At 72.0% G+C, this 17,922-nt stretch carries 19 protein-coding genes; 11 read left to right on the top strand and 8 right to left on the bottom strand.

Annotated elements, in window-relative coordinates:
* Positions 1-955 precede the first annotated feature (955 nt).
* From ACYQ77_RS18560 to ACYQ77_RS18540, 5 genes are all read right to left on the bottom strand, one after another.
* On the bottom strand, positions 956-1,324 hold the full coding sequence (locus ACYQ77_RS18560) for a hypothetical protein (protein WP_459712917.1): 369 nt from the start codon (positions 1,322-1,324) through the stop codon (positions 956-958).
* Positions 1,325-1,422: 98 nt separating this feature from the next.
* On the bottom strand, positions 1,423-2,532 hold the full coding sequence (locus tag ACYQ77_RS18555; RefSeq protein WP_459712915.1) for an epoxide hydrolase family protein: 1,110 nt from the start codon (positions 2,530-2,532) through the stop codon (positions 1,423-1,425).
* 60 nt (positions 2,533-2,592) lie between these two features.
* Positions 2,593-3,405 (bottom strand): class I SAM-dependent methyltransferase, encoded by an 813-nt coding sequence (locus tag ACYQ77_RS18550; RefSeq protein WP_459712913.1) that lies wholly within the window; start codon positions 3,403-3,405, stop codon positions 2,593-2,595.
* Positions 3,406-3,414: 9 nt separating this feature from the next.
* A complete protein-coding gene (locus tag ACYQ77_RS18545; protein WP_459712911.1) occupies positions 3,415-3,870 on the bottom strand; it encodes a GbsR/MarR family transcriptional regulator in 456 nt (151 codons plus the stop codon).
* Between the two features lie 89 nt (positions 3,871-3,959).
* A complete protein-coding gene (locus ACYQ77_RS18540) occupies positions 3,960-4,640 on the bottom strand; it encodes a GntR family transcriptional regulator (protein WP_459712909.1) in 681 nt (226 codons plus the stop codon).
* A 94-nt stretch (positions 4,641-4,734) separates the two neighbouring features.
* Between ACYQ77_RS18540 and ACYQ77_RS18535 the strand changes: the two genes are divergently transcribed.
* The 9 genes from ACYQ77_RS18535 (at position 4,735) to ACYQ77_RS18495 (ending at position 12,367) form a co-directional block, all read left to right on the top strand.
* Positions 4,735-5,511, top strand: a complete 777-nt coding sequence (locus ACYQ77_RS18535; protein WP_459712908.1) for an FAD binding domain-containing protein — start codon at positions 4,735-4,737, stop codon at positions 5,509-5,511.
* Positions 5,511-5,987 (top strand): (2Fe-2S)-binding protein, encoded by a 477-nt coding sequence (locus ACYQ77_RS18530; RefSeq protein WP_459712906.1) that lies wholly within the window; start codon positions 5,511-5,513, stop codon positions 5,985-5,987. The genes ACYQ77_RS18535 and ACYQ77_RS18530 overlap by 1 nt, the downstream gene beginning before the upstream one ends.
* Positions 5,984-7,366, top strand: coding sequence for a xanthine dehydrogenase family protein molybdopterin-binding subunit (locus ACYQ77_RS18525; protein WP_459712904.1), 1,383 nt, complete (start codon positions 5,984-5,986; stop codon positions 7,364-7,366). Before ACYQ77_RS18530 ends, ACYQ77_RS18525 begins: the two co-directional genes overlap by 4 nt.
* Complete coding sequence (locus tag ACYQ77_RS18520; protein WP_459712902.1) at positions 7,363-8,370, top strand: xanthine dehydrogenase family protein molybdopterin-binding subunit; 1,008 nt, start codon at positions 7,363-7,365, stop codon at positions 8,368-8,370. Before ACYQ77_RS18525 ends, ACYQ77_RS18520 begins: the two co-directional genes overlap by 4 nt.
* Complete coding sequence (locus ACYQ77_RS18515) at positions 8,363-9,202, top strand: AAA family ATPase (RefSeq protein ID WP_459712972.1); 840 nt, start codon at positions 8,363-8,365, stop codon at positions 9,200-9,202. The genes ACYQ77_RS18520 and ACYQ77_RS18515 overlap by 8 nt, the downstream gene beginning before the upstream one ends.
* Positions 9,199-10,260 (top strand): vWA domain-containing protein, encoded by a 1,062-nt coding sequence (locus tag ACYQ77_RS18510; protein WP_459712900.1) that lies wholly within the window; start codon positions 9,199-9,201, stop codon positions 10,258-10,260. The genes ACYQ77_RS18515 and ACYQ77_RS18510 overlap by 4 nt, the downstream gene beginning before the upstream one ends.
* Entirely contained in the window at positions 10,251-11,132 is an 882-nt protein-coding gene (locus ACYQ77_RS18505) for an amidohydrolase family protein (protein ID WP_459712898.1), read from the top strand. Before ACYQ77_RS18510 ends, ACYQ77_RS18505 begins: the two co-directional genes overlap by 10 nt.
* Before the next feature lie 13 nt (positions 11,133-11,145).
* A complete protein-coding gene (locus tag ACYQ77_RS18500; protein ID WP_459712896.1) occupies positions 11,146-11,418 on the top strand; it encodes a YciI family protein in 273 nt (90 codons plus the stop codon).
* 76 nt (positions 11,419-11,494) lie between these two features.
* The gene (locus tag ACYQ77_RS18495; RefSeq protein ID WP_459712894.1) at positions 11,495-12,367 is read left to right on the top strand and encodes a cellulose-binding protein; all 873 of its coding nucleotides are present in this window, start codon (positions 11,495-11,497) and stop codon (positions 12,365-12,367) included.
* Positions 12,368-13,274: 907 nt separating this feature from the next.
* Here the strand turns inward: ACYQ77_RS18495 and ACYQ77_RS18490 are convergent.
* On the bottom strand, positions 13,275-13,667 hold the full coding sequence (locus tag ACYQ77_RS18490; protein ID WP_459712891.1) for a DUF5709 domain-containing protein: 393 nt from the start codon (positions 13,665-13,667) through the stop codon (positions 13,275-13,277).
* Between the two features lie 18 nt (positions 13,668-13,685).
* Positions 13,686-15,563: a Na+/H+ antiporter gene (locus ACYQ77_RS18485; RefSeq protein WP_459712889.1), complete on the bottom strand. Its 1,878-nt coding sequence runs from the start codon at positions 15,561-15,563 to the stop codon at positions 13,686-13,688.
* A gap of 109 nt (positions 15,564-15,672) precedes the next feature.
* Between ACYQ77_RS18485 and ACYQ77_RS18480 the strand changes: the two genes are divergently transcribed.
* Entirely contained in the window at positions 15,673-16,149 is a 477-nt protein-coding gene (locus tag ACYQ77_RS18480; RefSeq protein WP_459712886.1) for a DUF4383 domain-containing protein, read from the top strand.
* A 3-nt stretch (positions 16,150-16,152) separates the two neighbouring features.
* Here ACYQ77_RS18480 and ACYQ77_RS18475 read toward each other — a convergent pair whose 3' ends face one another.
* Positions 16,153-16,746, bottom strand: a complete 594-nt coding sequence (locus tag ACYQ77_RS18475) for a C39 family peptidase (RefSeq protein WP_459712885.1) — start codon at positions 16,744-16,746, stop codon at positions 16,153-16,155.
* A gap of 164 nt (positions 16,747-16,910) precedes the next feature.
* Here ACYQ77_RS18475 and ACYQ77_RS18470 point away from each other — a divergent pair, with 164 nt between their 5' ends.
* On the top strand, positions 16,911-17,867 hold the full coding sequence (locus ACYQ77_RS18470; protein ID WP_459712883.1) for a helix-turn-helix transcriptional regulator: 957 nt from the start codon (positions 16,911-16,913) through the stop codon (positions 17,865-17,867).
* The last annotated feature ends 55 nt before the right edge of the window (positions 17,868-17,922 follow it).

The following is a 17,922-nucleotide window of genomic DNA, read 5'->3' as shown; positions in this document are numbered from 1 at the left end:
GGCGCTAAAGCCCATCCGGGCGGAGGGCGGCGAAGCTGCCCGGTGCCGAAGGCGCCAAAGCCCGGCCGAGCGAGGGGCGGCGAAGCCGCCCGGCGCCGAAAGGCGCCAAAGCCCACTCGACCGAAGGGCGGCGAAACCGTCCGGCGCGGAAAGGTGCCAAGACCCGCCCGGTGGTAAGGGCCGCGCGGCGCTCTGCGCCAAAGGCGCTAAAGCCCAGCCGAGCGGAGGCGGCGAAGCCGCCTGGCGCCGAAAGGCGCCAACACCTATCCCGTGGAGGAGCCGAACTTGCGGGATACCCCCGGAAGAGGTTCGGTGGTGGCGGCGGGCAGAGAGGCGGGCAGGCGTCAGCCTGCCCGTTAGGGCCTGTCTTAGGGTGGCGGAGGCTCGCGGGTCAAGGGTTGCGCAGCAATCCGGCGAAGCCGGACGCCGAAGGCGCCCTTGACGCGTGAGTGCGCCGCCCGCACAATCCGCCGCCACCACCGAACACCACGGAACGCAAACCCCGGAACGGAAACCCCGGAACGGAAACCCCGGAACGGAAACCCCGGAACGGAAACCCCGGAACGGAAACCCCGGAACGGAAAACCCGGAACGGAAAACCCGGAACGGAAAACCCGGAACGGAAACCCCGGGACCCGGCCCAAGCCGCACCGCACACGCACCCCGAACCACAGCAGCGCAAACGCCAACCCCAACCAGAGGCCAGCAAGATCAACCCCGGCCTCCGGCCCCCGACATCCAGCCTAGAGCCGACCACCGACAGAACCAGCTGACAAGACCCGAGTCATCCACAGCCCGCGGCCTCCGCCCCCGAAACCCAGCGTACCGAGCACCACCGACAACGAGGACCGACAAGACCCGAGTTGTCCACAGGCCTCGGCCTCCGGCCCCCGAACTCCAACCTGGAGCCCACCACCGACAAAGCAGGCAGCTCATCCACAGCCGCCCGGCAAGCTCAGCGCCAGCGCCCGGAGTCCACGTACTCCAGATCCAACGCCACGTCGTCCGCGAGCCGGATCGCGACGGTGGCCGCGGTGATCACACAGTTGACCGCCGACTCGGGCACCCCGCGCGCGGCGTACCCGAAAGCCTCCCGCAGCTGAGCGAGCACAGCCGCCACCGCCCCCTGCGGCGAGGCGCTCGCGACGGCGGCCAGCCGGTCGTAGAACGGCGCCACTTCGGCGAACAACTCGGCCAGTGCCTCGTTGACGTCCGCGAGGTCGAGACTGCTGAGCAACAGCTTCCGCTGCGCGGTCTGCACCGCCTGCCGCAACACCGGGGTCGGGTCGCGGCGTTGGGTGACAGGTTTTTCGGTATCAGTCACGGAATGTGATCCTACGCTGCACATGCAATTTGCAGAAGGCATATGCACGTGCATCACTCGGACGGCGGGTACCCCGCAGCACGTCTCTACTCCCGGTGTCAACCGAAGAACGCCCGCAGGTCGGCCGCGAGGTCGGCCGGGGCCTCCATCGCCGGGAAGTGCTTGCCGTGCTTGAACTCCGTCCAGTGCGCGTCCGGCGGCGCGGGCACCAGCCTGCGCACGGTCTCGTCCGCCCCGAACACCGCGAAGCCCTGCGGCACGGCGGCCTGCGCGCCCCACTCCGACGAGTGCGCCTGCTCGTACAGCGTGTGCGCCGCCGACGCGCCCGAGCCGGTGAACCAGTACAGGCCCACGTTGGTGAGCAGCTGGTCCCGGTCGATCGGCAGGTCCGTCCACTCGGCGAACTTCTCCGCGATCCACGCGAGCTGCAGCAGCGGCGAGTCGACGAGCCCGTACCCGATGGTCTGCGGCCGCGTGTTCTGGATCGCGAGGTACCCCGACCCGTCGCGGGTGAACGCGTCCATCCGCGACCGGATCAGCGCGTCGACCGGGTCGTCCGGGTCGAGGCGGTCGGCCATGCCGGGCAGGAAGGTGGCGACGTTCGCCGCGGTCAGCGGGTCGGTCACCACGTGCACCCCGATGACGTGCTCGCCGTCGAGCCCCGCGACCAGGCCGGACACGCCACCGCCGACGTCGCCACCGTGCACGCCGTACCGGTCGTAGCCCAGCCGCGCCATCAGCTCGATCCAGGCACGCGCGGTCCGCGCCATCGTCCAGCCGGTGCCGGAGAGCGGCGTCGAGAACGCGTACCCCGGCAGCGACGGCGCCACGACGTGGAACGCCTGCCCCTCCTCGGGGTGCACCAGCGGCTCGATCAGGTGCAGGAACTCGGCCACCGAGCTGGGGAAACCGTGCGTGATCAGCAACGGCTTCGCGTCCGGCCGCGGCGAGCGGACGTGCAGGAAGTGGATGCGCTGGCCGTCGATCTCGGTCGTGAACTGCGGGAACTCGTTGAGCCGCGCCTCCTGCGCACGCCAGTCGAACCCGGTGCGCCAGTGGTCGGCGAGGTCGCGCAGCTCGGCGAGCGGGACGCCCCGGGAGCGGCCGACGCCGGGCAGCTCGCCGGGCCAGCGCGCGGTCGTGAGCCGGTCGTGCAGGTGGTCGATGTCGGCCTGGGGGATGTCGATGCGGAAAGGCTCGATGCTCATGGGGACGACGTTATGAGCCATTGCGGAAAGTTCGGTTCCGCGATGGCCGGCGATCGTCGGTCAGAACCGGTAGCGGAGCACGCGGGTGCCTTGGCGGACCAGCGCGGCGCTGTGGCTCATGAGCCGGGTGGCCGCGCGCAGTGGCTGGGGGAAGGCGGCGACTTCCGGGGCGCGGGTGAGCAGTTGCTCCTCGACCATGGTCAGCCCGGCGCCCCAGGTCTCGGGCTCGTGCGGGTCGTCGAAGCCCTGGGCCGCGGTGATGCCGATGGCCTTGATCGTCGGGTGGTACTTCATCGACCATGCGGCGAAACGGGTGTAGCCGTTGATGGCTAGCTCGCCGGTGTCGAAGTGCGCGGTCAGCTCCCGGGTCATCCGCTGGAAGGTGTCGCCAGGCAGGAACGGCAGCAGGCCCTCGGCGACGATCATGGCCGGCCGGTCGCGGGGCAGCGGGTCGAGCCAGCCCGGCGTGGTCAGATCGGCGCCGACGCGCAGTGACCGGTCGGGGAGGAACCGGGGCCGCAGGTCGACGACGTCGGGGAAGTCGACGTCGTACCAGTCGACGCCCGCGGGCGGGTCACAGCGGAGGACGCGGGTGTCGAGTCCGCAGCCGAGGTCGAGCACGACGGCGTCGGGGTGGCCGGCGACGAACGCCCGGACCGCGTCGTCGAGCTTCCTGGCTCGCAGGGCGGTGCCGCAGACGAGGCTGGGCTTGACCTTGAGCTTGGCGAAGTCGTAGTCGATCGTGCCGGCGATCGCCGCGGAGTGGGTGTCGCCGAGGATCGGGTGGGGGAGCGCGGCGTCCAGCGCCCTCGCGTAGAGGGTGAGCAGCAAGGTTTCCCGGAGCGGGTCCAGGTCCAGTCGCGTGCGTTGCACGAGGAGTCCTCACGTTGTGGGGGGATTGCGGGCAGCGATGTCACGCAGCCAGGTCAGGGACTGCTGGGCGGCGCGGATGCGTGCGGTGTGCGGCCCTCTGCCGCCCGCGAGTCTCACGCCCTCTTCCGCGATGTCGCCGAACGCGCCGAGGCTGTCGAGCTTGCGCTGGATCACCTTGTGCCAGGCGTCGTCCTCGATGCGGTAGTAGGTGGTGCGGTCACCGGGTACGCGCACCTTGCGGACCAGCCCGATGGCGGCGAGGAACCGCATGTTCGAGGTCAGGGAGGCGCGGCTGGCCTGGATCGTCTCGGCGATCCGGCCTGCGGAGCGCTCGGGCGGGTCGCAGATCATCAGCAGGCCGAGGATGCGCCCGGTGATCGGCGGGAGCCCCCATTCCTCCACGCAGAACGTGGCCACCCGTTCGACCCACCGCAGCACCTCGTCCTGGTTGTCCTGCCTGGACACAGCCCTCCTCCGCCATGCGAGACGTTGCTAGTCATTTCAGTCTCGACTGAAATGACTGGTCATGTCAAGCCGCAGGGCGACCGCGGCGGCTACCGGGCCGCGTGGTTCGAGGGGCGGGCGCGACCGTGCGCGTCGTGGGGGAGGTCCGCGTAGTGCCACTGGTGGTCGCGGGTCAGCCGGCACGCGGCCGCGAGGTCGCCGGATTCCAGGACCCGCAACAGTTCCGCGTGCTCCTCCGCCACCTCGGCGAGCGTTGGCTCGACCGCCAGCAGGGTCACGGCCGTGCGGGCCTCGATCTGCAGCGCCTCCCACGCGCCCTTCAGCAACTCGTTGCCCGACGCGTCGATGACGTGGCGGTGGAACGACACGCTCGCCGACCCCACCGCCTGCACGTCGCCCCGTTCCGCGGCCTCGCGCATGGCCGCCACGTCCGCGTGCAGTGCCTCGAACGGCACCGTGCCCGCCGGCAGCGCCAGCCGTGTCGCGGCCTCCTCCAGCGCGGCGCGCACGACGTAGCTCTCCTTGAGCGTCTGCTGGATGAAGTGCCGGACGAACGTGCCGCGGCGCGGTCTCGTCTCGACCATGCCGATCGCTTCCAGCTCGCGCAGCGCCTCGCGCACCGGGGCCTGGCTCGTGCCGTAGTCCTCCGCGATCCGCGTCTCCACCAGCCGCTCGCCCGGCGCCAGCTCGCCCGACACGATGCGCGTCACCAGCGCGTCGCGGATCTGCCTGCCCAGTGTCGCCCGGGGGAGCGGCTTCGTGTCGGTCATGGCGGTCCTCGGGGGTCTTGACGGGTCTCGCGGGCCAACCGTACCGTCTCACGCAGATTATCAATTATCGATAATCGTCTGAAGGGGAGGTGCTGTGCTGGCGAAGGTTCACCTGCCGTCCTCGGCGTCCGAGGCCGCGGGCCTGCTCGACGACGGTGGCTGGCTGATCGGCGGTGGCACGCTGGTCATGCCCCGCGTGAACACCGGCGCCGTGCCGGTCGACGCGCTGATCTCGCTGCGGCACGCCGGCCTGGACGGCATCCGGGTCGCCGGCGACACCGCCGAGGTCGGGGCGGCCGTGACGCTGGCGCGGCTCGCCGAACTCGACGTCCTCCGGCCGGTGGTCCGGTCGATCGCGTCGCCGCCGGTGCGCAACCTCGCGACCGTCGGCGGCAACCTCTTCGCCGCGCAGCCGCACGGTGACCTGGCCGTGGCGCTCCTCGCGCTCGACGCCCGCCTCGACGTGCTCAGCACCGCCGGGATCCGCAGCGCCGCCGTCGGCGAACCCGTGGCCGCCAACGAGGTCGTGACGGCCGTCCACTTCGCACTGCCGAAGGTGTGGCGGTACCGGAAAGCCATGCGGCGCAAGCACAACTCGGCGTCGATCGTCACCGTGGCCGCCGCGCTGGAGATCGACGACGGGGTCGTCACACACGCCAGGATCGCGCTCGGCGGGGTCGCGCCGACGCCGGTCCGGGCCCGCGCCGCCGAACAGGAACTCGTCGGCAAACCCCTGGCGGCGGCCGCCGAGGCCGCCGCGCGGGCCGCCCACGAGGGCACCGCCCCGTTCGACGACGCCTACGCCTCCGCCTGGTACCGCGCCCGCGTCCTGCCCGTCCACGTCCGCCGCGCCCTCCTGGAGGAAGACTGATGGCCTCGAAGATCGTCACCCTCCGGGTCAACGACCGCGAGGAGGAGTTCCTCGCGCGGCCCGGCACCACGCTGCTGGGTGCGCTGCGGGACACGCTCGGCCTCACCGCCGCCAAGCGCGGCTGCGCGCAGGGCGCCTGCGGGTCGTGCACGGTCCTGCTCGACGAGAAACCCGTGCCGTCCTGCCTCGTGCCGGTCGAGACCGTGGACGGCGCCGCCGTCCGCACCCTCGAGGGGGTCGCGCCGACCGGTGACCTCGACGAGGTGCAGCAGGCGTTCCTCGACGACTTCGCGACGCAGTGCGGGTTCTGCACCCCGGGGATGATCATGACCGCCGAGGCGCTGCTCGCCGAGAACCCCGACCCGACGCGTGCCGAGGTGGTCGAGGCGATCAGCGGCAACGTGTGCCGCTGCACCGGCTACGAGCCGATCGTCACCGCGATCCTCGACGCCGCGAGCCGCCGGAGGACCGCGTGAACTACCGCCTGAGCCCCATCGACCACGGCTACTTCGGCGCCGACCACGAAGCCGACGACTTCACCGTCATCGGCTCGGTCGTCACCCGCTCGGACGCCCTCGGCCACGTCACCGGCCGCACGGAGTTCTTCGAGGACGTCCGCCCGAACGGCCTGCTGCACCTCAAGATGCACAGGTCGACCCGTCACCACGCCCGGCTCGCGGGTGTCGATTCGTCCGCCGCGCTCGCGGTGCCGGGCGTGGTGCGGGTCCTCACCGGCGCCGACATCCCGAACAACCTGTACACGCCGCTGAAGCTCATCCAGGTCGAGCCCGACGACGAGCCGATCCTGGCCGTGGACAAGGTGCGCTACCTCGGCGAGCCGATCGTCGCCGTGGTCGCCGAGACCGAGGCCGCGGCACTCGCCGGCGCCGCCGCGGTGAAGGTCGACTACGTGGACCTGCCGCCCGTGCTCGACGTCGAGGAGGCGCTGGCCGAAGGCGCGCCGATCGTCAACGAGTACCACGGCAACAACTACTTCACCTACGAGGGCCACCACTGCCGCCGCGTGCGCCTCGGCGACGTCGACAAGGGGTTCGCCGAGGCCGACCACGTCTTCGAGTGGCGCTACCAGTCCTCGCCGATCGAGCAGGCGCCGGTCGAGACCACCGGCTGCACGGTCGTGCCGCAGCCGGACGGGCGGCTGCGCATCCACTCCGACACGCAGGCCTGCTTCTTCACCCTCGACAACACCGCGCTGATCCTCGAAAGCGAGTTCAACAAGCTGCGGATCGTCGGCGGCACCGTCGGCGGCGGGTTCGGCGGCAAGGTCGACGTGGTGGTCGAGCCGGTCGCGTGCGTGGCCGCCATGGCGACGGGCAGGCCGGTGAAGTTCGTCTACGGCCGCCACGAGGAGATGCAGGTGTCCTCGCCCCGCGCGGCCGAGCGGATCTACATCAAGGACGGCGTGACGAACGACGGCCGGATCGTCGCACGCCAGGTCACCGCCTACGTCGACGCGGGCGCCTACTCCCGCCACACCCCGTACGGCACGACGAAGGCCGCCGCGCACTTCCCCGGCCCGTACACGATCCCGAACGTCCGGATCGACTGCCACTGCGTGTTCACCAACCGCACCCCGTCCAGCGCCATGCGCGGGTTCGGCGTCACCATCGCCGACTTCGCGCTGGAGTCCCAGATGGACCGGATCGCCCGCGAACTCGGCATGGACCCGTTGCGGCTGCGGCTGAAGAACGCCTACCGGGACGGCGACATGAAGGCCCACCGCAAGCGCGCCGAGGGCACCGCGCTGATCGAGGTCATGCAGAAGGCCGCGGAACTGGTCGGCCACGAGCTGCCGGAGGAGTACCGCCGGATGTCGTCCCTGGAGCCCCGATGACCAAGCTGCGTGGCCGCGGGTACGCGGCGGTCAACTACCCGACCGGCATGAACCTCGGCGGCGACCCGTCCCAGGCGCTGATCCACGCCACCACCACGGGCACGTTCGTGATCTCGCTGTCGTCGGTGGACCTCGGGCAGGGCCTGAAGACCGTGGTCGCGCAGTGCGCGGCGGAGACCCTGGGCCTGCCGTTCGAGAACGTGCTGGTCGACACGGCCGACACCGACACCGGCCCGCACTGCATGGGCACGTTCGCGAGCCGCGGCACCCACCGCATCGGCAACGCGGTGATCATGGCCGCGGCCGAGGCCCGCGCGGTCATGCTGGACGTGGCGGCCGAGGAGCTGGAGGTCGACGCGGCCGACCTGGAGACCGACGGCACCGGCTACATCCAGGTCAAGGGCGCCGAGTCGAAGCGGATCCACATCACCGACCTGGCGCTCGCGTCGCACTTCAAGCACGGCCGCACGATCTCCGGCCGCGGCGTGTTCATGAAGGAGAAGAGCGAGGTCGTGCCGGAGACCGGCGAGATGGACCCGGACTCCTGCCAGGCGCACGCGTGCACGGTCGCCGAGGTCGAGGTGGACGACGAGACCGGGGTCGTCGAGGTGCTGCGCATGTACAGCGTCTACGAGATCGGCCGCGCGCTGCACCCGGCCATGGCGACCCAGCAGGTCGAGGGCGGCGCGTGGATGGGCATGTCGCACGCGTTGTTCGAGGCCACCGAGCCGTACTACCCGGTCCGCGACCACGGCCCGGTCGACTTCAGCGAGTACCTGATGCCGGCCGCGGGCGACATCCCCGAGCAGGTCAGCGTGCTGCTGGAACGCCCGGCCCCGAACGGCCCGTACGGGGCGAAGGGCATCGGCGAGATGACCGCCAACGCACCCATCCCCGCCATCGCCAACGCGATCTTCGACGCGTGCGGGGTGCGGCTCGACCACATGCCGTTCACCCCGGAGCGGGTCCTGCGCGGCCTGGACGCCTTGCGTGCCGATGGATGAGGCCACGCTCGCGGCACGGCTGCGCGAGGAGCGGTACTTCGCCGACGACGGTCTCCTGACGGCCGTCTACCTGGCGCTGACCCTCGGGCGGCCGCTGCTGCTCGAGGGCGAGCCCGGCGTCGGGAAGACCGAGGTCGCGGCCGTGCTGTCGCGCGTGCTGGACCGCGAGCTGGTGCGGCTGCAGTGCTACGAGGGTCTCGACGCCGGGCAGGCCCTGTACGAGTGGAACTACCCGCGGCAGCTGCTCGCGCTGAAGGGCGGGGACGTCGGCGACGTCGGCGACGTCTATGCCGAGGAGTTCCTGCTGGCCAGGCCGCTGCTGCGGGCGCTGCGGACCCCGTCGGTGCTGCTGGTCGACGAGGTCGACCGGGCGGACAGCGAGTTCGAGGCGTTCCTGCTGGAGTTCCTGGCCGACTACCGCATCACCATCCCCGAGCTCGGCACGGTCGACGCGGGGGTGCCGCCGGTCGTCGTGCTCACCTCCAACCGCACCCGCGAGCTGCACGACGCGCTCAAGCGGCGCTGCCTCTACCACTGGATCCCGTTCCCCGAACCGGACCGCGAGCAGGCGATCGTGCGCGCGCACGTCCCCTCGATCGAGGAGGACGCCGCGGCGTCGCTGGTGCGGGCCGTGTCCGGGGTGCGGCGCCTCGACCTGCTGAAACGTCCCGGCATCGCGGAGTCCGTTGAGTGGGCGCGCGGCGCGGTGACGCTGTCGTCCGACGGCGACCCGTGGCCGGTCGCGCTGCGCAGGGCGCTCGGGCTGCTGGTCAAGGACGCCGAGGACGTCGCCGTCGTCCACGAGCACCTCGACGAGCTGATCGCGCCGTGACCGGGCACCTGCGCGGCTTCCTCCACGACCTGCGGGCCGCGGGCCTCGCGGTGCCGGTGCCCAAGCAGCGGGACTTCCTGCGGGCGGTGGCGTCGGTGCCGCCGCGCGATCCCGGTCACCTGTACTGGATCGCGCACACCACGCTGGTGTCCTCGGTCGCCGACACCGACGTGTTCGACCCGGTCTTCGCCCGCTGGTTCGGTTCGGGCGACGTGCTCGCGGTCGAGGCGGAGGAACCCGGCGAGGAGGACCGGGGCGGCGGCGCGGACGACGGCCCGCCACCCGACCAGGCGACCCGGGAGGGCGACGGCGCCGAGGCGAGCTGGGCGAGCGTGGACCGGCAGGCACGCGTCGGCGACGACGATCTGGCCAGGGTGGCACGGGTGCTGCCGAGAGCCATCCCGACTATCCGGTCCCGGCGCCGCAGGCCCGCCCGCCGCGGCGACCGGCTCGACCTGCGGCGCGTGCACCGCGAGGCGTGGCGCACCGGCGGCGAGGTCGTGCGGCTGCGGTGGCGCGCACACCCGAGGCGGCAGCGGCCCGTGCTGGTGCTGATCGACGTGTCGGGGTCGATGAAGCAGCACAGCGGCGCCTACCTGCGGTTCGCGCACGCGGTCGTGGCCTGCTGCGACCGCGCCGAGGTGTTCACGTTCGGCACCCGGCTCACCCACGTCACCCCGGCGCTGCGGGCCAGGGACACGGCCGCGGCGATCGCCCGCCTCGTGCGGGACGCCGAGGGCGGCACCAGGATCGGCCCGTCGCTGCTGGCGTTCCTCGCCAACCCGCGCCACCTGCGGATGGCGCGCGGCGCGCTGGTGCTCGTCCTGTCCGACGGGCTCGAACGCGGCGACTGCGAGCCGTTCGTCCGCGCGGTCCGCAGGCTCGCGCTGCTGTCCCACCGGCTCGTCTGGTGGTCGCCGCTCGCGCGCGACCCCGGGTACCGGCCGCTCACCCGCGGCATGGCCGCCGTGGCGCCCCACCTCGACGTGCTCGCGGGCGTCGACGACCTGCGCACGGCGTACGAGCAGCTTCTCGAAGGAGAGAACGCATGGACATAGTCGACGCGCACCACCACGTCTGGCGCACGAAGGACATGCCGTGGCTGTCCGGGCCGATGGTGCCCAGGATCTTCGGCCCGTACGAGCCGATCAAACGCGACTACCTGATCGACGAGTACATCGCCGACGCCACCTCGGCCGGCATCGGCCAGTCCGTGTACGTGCAGGCCAACTGGCCGCTCGACCAGGTCCTCGCCGAGGTCCGGTGGCTCGCGGAGCTGCACGAGCGGACCGGCTGGCCGAGCGCCGTGGTCGGGTCCGCTGACCTGTTCAGCCCCGACGCCGTCGACGTGATGAAGCAGCAGGCGGCGCTGCCGGTCGTGCGCGGCACCCGGCTGCAGCTGCACTGGCACGAGAACGAGGAGTTCCGGTTCGCGTCCGCGCCCGACCGGATGAAGGACCCGGTGCTGCGCCGCAACATCGCCGCGCTGGAGGAACTGGGCTGGGTGTTCGAGCTGCAGGTGTTCCCCGGGCAGATGGCCGACGCGGCGGACCTCGTCGCCGCCATCCCGGACGTGACGTTCGTGCTCGTGCACGCCGGCATGCTCACCGACCGCGCCCCGGACACCGTGGCCGAGTGGCGGGACGGCATGGCACGCCTGGCGCAGCTGCCGAACGTGGTCGTGAAGCTGACCGGGCAGGGCACGTTCACCCGGTCGCTGGACCGGGACCTCATCGCGTTCGTCGCGGCGGAGACGCTCGGCTGGTTCGGCCCGGACCGCGCGATGTTCGGCACGAACTTCCCCGTCGAGAAGCTGTGGACGTCGATGCCGCCGCTCGTCGCCGCCTGGCGCGACGCGCTGGCCCACCTGCCCGCGGCCGACCAGGCCGCGATCTTCGCCGGGACCGCCCGGCGGGTGTACGCACTGTAGAAGGAGAAAACCGGTGGCTCTGTTCCTGCTGACCTACGGCTACAACGAGACCGACCTGCGCGCCCAGCGGCGCGACGACCACGTCGCGTACCTGAACAAGTTGCGCGAGGACGGTGCGCTCGTGGCCGCCGGCCCGTACGAGGACGGCTCGGGCGGCGCGATCCTGCTGAACGCGGAAGACGTTGCGGCGGCGGAGAAAATCGTCGCGGGCGACCCGTACACCCAGCTCGACGTGACCAGGGACCGTTTCCTGCGCGGGTGGAAGGTCACCGTCGGCGCGGTGTGATCCATCGCCGGGAACCGACGGCGCCGCGTGTTCGTAGTACCAGTGAGAGCGGACTGCGAAAGGACGGTGAGCGCACGTGTCGGCCCTGGACACCCGCGACGAGTTGGTGCCGCTGCACACTGACTTCGACGTGGTGTGGCGTGGATATGAACGTGGCCAGGTGGCGGCCTATGTCGAACGGGTGGAGGAGGAACTGCGCCTCCTCGCCGTCGACCGGGACGCGGCCACCCGGCGAGCCGACGCGCTGGCGGCCCAGCTGGAGGCCGCCCGCGCGGAAATCCAGGAGCTGCACGGAAAACTCGATCGCGCGGCCCGCACCCCGGCGGACCCGGCGGCACTCACCGACCGCATGCGGCGCATGGTGGAACTCGCGCGCGCGGAGGCCGACGAGATCGTCACCCGTGCCCGCGCCACCGCCGAGCAGACCCGCGTGACCGCCGAGGAGTCGGCGGCCCGCCTGCACCGGCGCGCCGAGTACCTCGTCGAGGAGGCGGACCGGCGCAGGCGTGACGTGGACACCGAACACCGCGACCTGGTGGCCCGGCTCGAACAGCAGTCGAGGGACGCGGAACGCCGGCGCCGCGAGCTGGACGAACAGGCGGCGGCCCTGCGAGACCAGATCCAGACCGACTTCGAGCTGGCCATGAAGGCCCGGCGCGAGGAGGAGATGCGCGCACTGTCCGAGCAGCGCGCGACGGCCACCGCGGAGGCGGAACGTTTGGTCCGGGACGCGACCGCGGAGGCGGACCGGCTGGTACGGGAGGCGACCGAACGGGCAGACCGGCTGGTGACACAGGCGAGGGAACAGGTGCTGCGCTTGCGCGACCAGCGGGACCGGATCGCGGAACGCCTGCGGGCGGCGGGGGAGACGCTCGCGAAGGCGGGGCCGTTGCTGGCGCCGCTGCCGGAGGAGAAACCGGAGGTGTCCGCCGCGTCCCGAGCTGCTTAGCGAGGGACTGACCTGGGCCGCTCCGGGCTGGTGCCCCAGCGGGAGGCGGCCCGGCCCGCCGTTGTGGGGGTGCTCGCCTTGGGGCAGGTTTGTGGGTATGCATCCGCGGCGTTTGGGCGGCCCGGGCGCTGCGCGCCCGGGCCGCGCCGCGGGCGTGCCTACGCTCTGCTGTCGGGGTGGACGCGGTCCGGTTCGGGATTCGGTTGCGGGTTCGGAGGCCGGGCGCTGCGCGCCCGGCCCGCTACGCGGTTGGAAGGCACCCGTAGGTCGAGGTGTGGCCGTTCGGGGTGAGTTCTTTCCTTCGGATGCGGGGTTGGGTAGTGAGGCCCGGCGCTGCGTGCCCGGCCCTCGTAGCAGGCGGAAGCCTGCGCTCTGCGGCTGGTAGGCACCCGTGGGTGGAACGCGGCCGTTGGGGTGAGTTCTTCCTTCGGCTGCGGGGTCAGGTAGTGAGGTCGGGCGCTGCGCGCCCAGCCCGCGCCGCGGGCGCAAGCCTGCGGTCTGTTCTTGGAAGGCATCCCGTTGGCCGAAGCGCGGCCGTCCGGGGTTTCGAATGCCAAGTTCGGGCAGCGGCCCGAGCGCTGCGCGCCCGGCCCGCGTTGCGGGCGCGAGCCCGCGCTCAGGTCTCGCTGAGCCCCCATGGGTCAACCAGCGCCCGCTGCGCGCTCCTGCCCGTTGCGTGGGCTGCGCTGCGCGCTTCCGCCCGTTGCGTGGGCTGCGCTGCGCGCTTCCGCCCGTTGCGTGGGCTGCGCTGCGCGCTTCCGCCCGTTGCGTGGGCTGCGCTGCGCGCTTCCGCCCGTTGCGCGGGCTGCGCTGCGCGCTTCCGCCCGTTGCGCGGGCTGCGCTGCGCGCTTCCGCCCGTTGCGCGGACTGCGCTGCGCGCTTCCGCCCACCGCACGCCCGCCCCGCCTCACTCGTCGTCGCGGATCACGTGTACCGCCGCTTCCTCCGAGGAGGCCGCCGCGCCGTCGATGCCGACGTCGCGTGCGTAGAGGTACGCGTCGATGTCCGGGTCGACGCCCTCGTCGTCGGCGACCAGGCGGCCGGAGCGTTCGACGCCGACCTCGTCGTCGTACAGTTCGCCGTCGGTGTCGGTGGTGTCGCCGAGGCCGTCTCCCTCATCGTCCTTCACCTCGGGCAGTTCGCGCGACAGGCGGGCCTCGAGGGCCTCGTGCTCGGTGGAGAAGTCCGACGGCTTCTCCGCCGGCGAGTACCCCTCGTCGAGCACGTCGCGCACGCCCCGGTCGATGAGCGTGTCCTCCGGCTCGAGCAGGTCGGACTCGCTGTCGATGTCGTCTCTCATCGCTTCCTCCGCACCCCGTCAGCCGAGCTGACTGTCCACATAGCACCACCGCCACGTCTCACCCGGCTCGAAGCTGCGCATCACCGGGTGCCGCGTGTCGTGGAAGTGCCGCGCCGCGTGCTTGCGCGGCGACGAGTCGCAGCACGCGACGTTGCCGCACTTCAGGCACATCCGCAGATGCACCCACGTGGTGCCCTCCGCCACGCACGCGGCGCAGACGTCGGTGGCGCTCGGTCGCACCTCCCGCCACGGGTGGGCCAGGTGCTTGCACGAACCCGCGGTGGCCGCCGGGGTGGCCAGCTCGCGGTCGGACTCGACCCGCGCGTCGTCGTCGCGGTCCAGCATCGACTCCTCGATGTCGAGCCGCTCCAGGATCCTGCGCAGCACGACGTCGTCGGCCTGACCGCTGTCGCGGGCCTTCAGCGCCTGCTCGCGCTCGGTGTTCAGCAACTCGATCCGCAGCCTGCGGTAGGCGTCGCTGGGCGTCTCGACCAGCGTGCTCTGCCTGCCGAGCTGCTCCCACGCCGAGTCGGTGCGGTCCCGCAGCCGGTCCCGGAGCCGTTCGATGACCTCCGGCGGGTCGTCGGGCGTGCGGATCTCCTCGAGCCGTTCGAGCGCGACCTTGCCCATGTCGTTGAGCACGGCCGCCTCCTGCAGCGCGTCCTCCGCCGGGTCGGGCGGGGGCAGCCGCAACTTGCGGACCAGGGCGGGCAGCGTCATGCCCTGCAGCACGAGCGTGCCCGCCACCACCACGAACGCGGCGAGCACCAGCACCGCGCGCTGGGGCGTGTCGGCGGGCAGGACGAACGCGGCGGCCAGCGTCACCACGCCCCGCATCCCGGCCCACGCGATCACCGCCGAGTACCCCCACGGCCACGCGTGCCCGCGCTTGCCGCGGACCTTCCGCACGACGCGTTTCATCGTGCCGATGCCGAGCAGCCACAGGACGCGGGTGACGATCGTCGCGCCGAGCACCGCGGCGCAGATGCCCGCGATGGCGGCGCCGGACAGGCTGCTGTCGGCGACCTCCTCGCCGATCCCGCGCAGCTGCAGCCCGATCAGCAGGAACACGGTGTTCTCCAGCAGGAACTGGATGGTCTGCCAGTTCAGCTTGCTGGACAGGCGCGCCTGCCCGGACAGGATGGTCGGCGACTTGTGGCCGAGGATGATGCCGCTCGCCACCACCGCGAGCACCCCGGACCCGTGCACCACCTCGGCCAGCAGGTAGGCGATGAACGGCACCGCGAACGACAGCACGGTGTCGGTCTCCAGGTCCTGGAGCCGGTTGCGCAGGTAGGAGGCCGCGACGCCGACCAGGAGGCCGGCGACCCCGCCGCCGACCGCGGCGAGCACGAAGTCCAGGCCGACCTGCCAGAGCGTGACGGACCCGGCGATGGCCGCGATCGCCGTGCGCAGCGCGACCAGCGCCGCCGCGTCGTTGAACAGGCTCTCGCCCTCGAGCAGCCGGACCAGCTTGCGCGGCATGCCGACGCGCCGCGCCACCGCGCTGGCCGCCACCGCGTCGGGCGGCGCGACGACCGCGCCGAGCGCGATGCCCGCCGCCAGCGGCAGGCCGGGCACCACGGCCCACGCGACCAGCCCGACGCCCAGCGCCGTGAACACCACGAGCCCCACCGACAGCAGCGCGATCGGGCCGCGCAACCGCCGGTAGTCCAGCAGCGACGTCTGGATGGCCGCCGAGTACAGCAGCGGCGGCAGCAGCCCGACCAGGACCAGCTCGGCCGACAGGTGGTATTCGGGAACGCCGGGGATGTAGGACGCGACGACGCCCACGCCGATCAGGCACAGGGGTGCCGACCAGTCCAGCCTGCGCGCGACGGTCGTGACGACGAGGACCGCCACGACGAGCGCCACTATCTCTGCCGCGATGTGCACGCGACCATCATCACCCGGCCCTGACGCGGGCGAGCGACGTGCTCCCCGTCAGTGTGGCCGAACGCGCAGCTCGCCGTTTGGGCCTCCGCGTGCCGGGTAGGCCGGTCCCATGCCACGTCAGCAGCAGATGGGTGAGACCACCACTCCGCTCGGCGCGCCCGAGCCGGGCAGGCTCGCGTCGGCGGCCGCCGGGGCGGTGTTCCTGCTGGTCGGCGTGCTCGGTTTCCTGCCGTGGGCCACCACCGGCCACGACGGGATGACGTTCGCGGGCCACGAGTCGACCGCCGAGCTGTTCGGCGTGTTCCAGGTGTCGGTCCTGCACAACCTGCTGCACGTCGCGTTCGGCGTGGCCGGGCTGGCGCTCGCCACCAGCGCGCGCGGCGCCCGCGTGTTCCTGGTCGGCGGCGGGCTGGTCTACGTCGCGCTGTTCGCGTACGGGCTGGTGGTGGCCCGCGACGCGGACGTCGTGCCGGTCAACGCGGCCGACAACTGGCTGCACCTGGGCCTGGCGGTGGGCCTGCTGGCGCTGGCCTTCCTGGCCGGGACACCGCGCAGGCCCACCAACACGCCCATCCACGCACCCTGACGGTCAGGCGCTGTAGCCCTTCGGCGGGATGAGCGTCGCCAGCTGGTTGAACGTGAGCCAGTAGATCTGGTTGCCGCTGAACGACGCCGGGTCGGCGATCAGCACGGTCATGTTGGCGTCGTTGTAGCCGATGACCGTGAAGTAGTGGTAGATCGTCTGGTTGGGCGGGTAGCCGGGCGGCTGGTTGCCGGGCGGCGCGACGATGTTCGCCACGATCGGGTAGTTGTTGTCGATGTTCAGCACGATGTCCCGCCACAGCAGGTCGCGCTGCGCCTGCGTCGGCGGGTCGTTCGGCATCTCCTTGGTCTCGTACCAGCCGACGTAACCCGACAGCACGCGGGTGACCTGGCCGATCCAGTCGGTGCCGCCGGTGTGCGTGCCCAGCTCGGCGGCGAGCGACGCCTGGCTGCGGTAGATGCCGCGGGCCGACAGCGCGATCCTGGTGGCGGCCGGGCCGCACCAGTAGCCGGTCTCCTGGACCTGGTAGTCGACCCGCAGCACGTGCTCGCCTTGGACGTGCACGTCGGCGGCGGCCGTGACGGGGACGGTGAACATGGTGGCCGCGAGTGCCGCCATGACGAGTGCGATCCTGCGCATGGGGATCTCCTTCGACAGGCAGGGTCGGCCGATCTGTGAAGAATCAACCAACTGTCTGGGATTTCCGTTGCTCACCGATCGTGACAGCGTGATGCGATCATTGCCAACACCTGTCCACTGGCTCACGTGCGACATAGCGCAACTGAGCCACGCCGGAGGTGCCCGTGTTCGACGTGCTGGACCCCGAGCGCGACCAGGGTCGCGTCTACCGGGCGCTCGCCGCCCACCACCTGTCCGATGTGGACGCGATCGCGGCGGCGACCGGACTGTCCACCGCGGACGCGGCGCGGGTGCTGGGGGAGCTGGCCGACCTCGGCGCGGCCGCGTGCACGGACGACGGGTGGGTGGCGAGACCGCCGGTGCGGCTGATGTCGGAGGTGCTGCGCGCCGAGGAGGCCCGCAGGACCGCGCTGTGGCGGGCCGGTGCCGAGCTGGACGAGCTGTACCAGGCGGGGCGGCTGGCCGCGAGCCCCACCACGGACGTGGAACCGGTCGCGGACATCGGCGAGCTGTTCGCGCTCACCGAGCGGGTGCAGGAGCGGGCGCGGGAACGGATCCGCTGGCTCGACCGCCCGCCCTACCGCAGCACGCCGGACCGGTTCGCGGCGCAGGAGTCGTTGCAGGCCAGGCGCATGGCGGACGGCGTGGCCTACCGGACGCTGTACCACCAGGCCGTGTACGACGACACGAACCTGTTCGCGAGCATGACCCGCATGATCGAGGCGGGGGAGGACGCCCGGGTGCTCGCCGACCTGCCGGTGAAGCTCCTCATCGCTGACGACCACACCGCGCTGCTGGTGCCGGAACCGGCGCGGGCGGGCGTGGCGGGTTCGCTGCTCGTGCACACGTCCGGCCTGCTCAACGCGCTCTGCGGGCTGTTCGAGACATTGTGGACACTCGGCGTGCCGGTGACGGCGGCCGAGCCGTCCGTGCGGCTGTCCGAACGGGACCGCACGATCATCACGCTGATGGCCGCCGGGCTGACCGACGAGGCGATCGCCCGGCGGCTGCAACTGTCCCGGCGGACGGTGGTCCGCCGGATCACCGCGCTGCTCGACCGGCTGGGCGCCACCACCCGCTTCCAGGCCGGCGTACAAGCCGCGAACCGAGGCTGGCTCTGACACCTCGCGAGTCACGCTCTCGCACATACCGAGTTGGTGGTTTCGTGCAGATCGA

It is taken from the genome of Actinophytocola sp. KF-1 (assembly GCF_054661535.1).
This window is presented reverse-complemented; position numbering and strand designations above follow the sequence as displayed.

What these genes read in the sequence shown, in the direction of transcription:
- ACYQ77_RS18540 (WP_459712909.1), bottom strand. Translation starts at nt 4,640, where the DNA reads ATGACCGACACGAAGCCGCTCCCCCGGGCGACACTGGGCAGGCAGATC.
- ACYQ77_RS18555 (WP_459712915.1), bottom strand. Translation starts at nt 2,532, where the DNA reads ATGAGCATCGAGCCTTTCCGCATCGACATCCCCCAGGCCGACATCGAC.
- ACYQ77_RS18490 (WP_459712891.1), bottom strand. Translation starts at nt 13,667, where the DNA reads ATGAGAGACGACATCGACAGCGAGTCCGACCTGCTCGAGCCGGAGGAC.
- ACYQ77_RS18505 (WP_459712898.1), top strand. Translation starts at nt 10,251, where the DNA reads ATGGACATAGTCGACGCGCACCACCACGTCTGGCGCACGAAGGACATG.
- ACYQ77_RS18515 (WP_459712972.1), top strand. Translation starts at nt 8,363, where the DNA reads ATGGATGAGGCCACGCTCGCGGCACGGCTGCGCGAGGAGCGGTACTTC.
- ACYQ77_RS18475 (WP_459712885.1), bottom strand. Translation starts at nt 16,746, where the DNA reads ATGCGCAGGATCGCACTCGTCATGGCGGCACTCGCGGCCACCATGTTC.
- ACYQ77_RS18520 (WP_459712902.1), top strand. Translation starts at nt 7,363, where the DNA reads ATGACCAAGCTGCGTGGCCGCGGGTACGCGGCGGTCAACTACCCGACC.
- ACYQ77_RS18480 (WP_459712886.1), top strand. Translation starts at nt 15,673, where the DNA reads ATGCCACGTCAGCAGCAGATGGGTGAGACCACCACTCCGCTCGGCGCG.
- ACYQ77_RS18530 (WP_459712906.1), top strand. Translation starts at nt 5,511, where the DNA reads ATGGCCTCGAAGATCGTCACCCTCCGGGTCAACGACCGCGAGGAGGAG.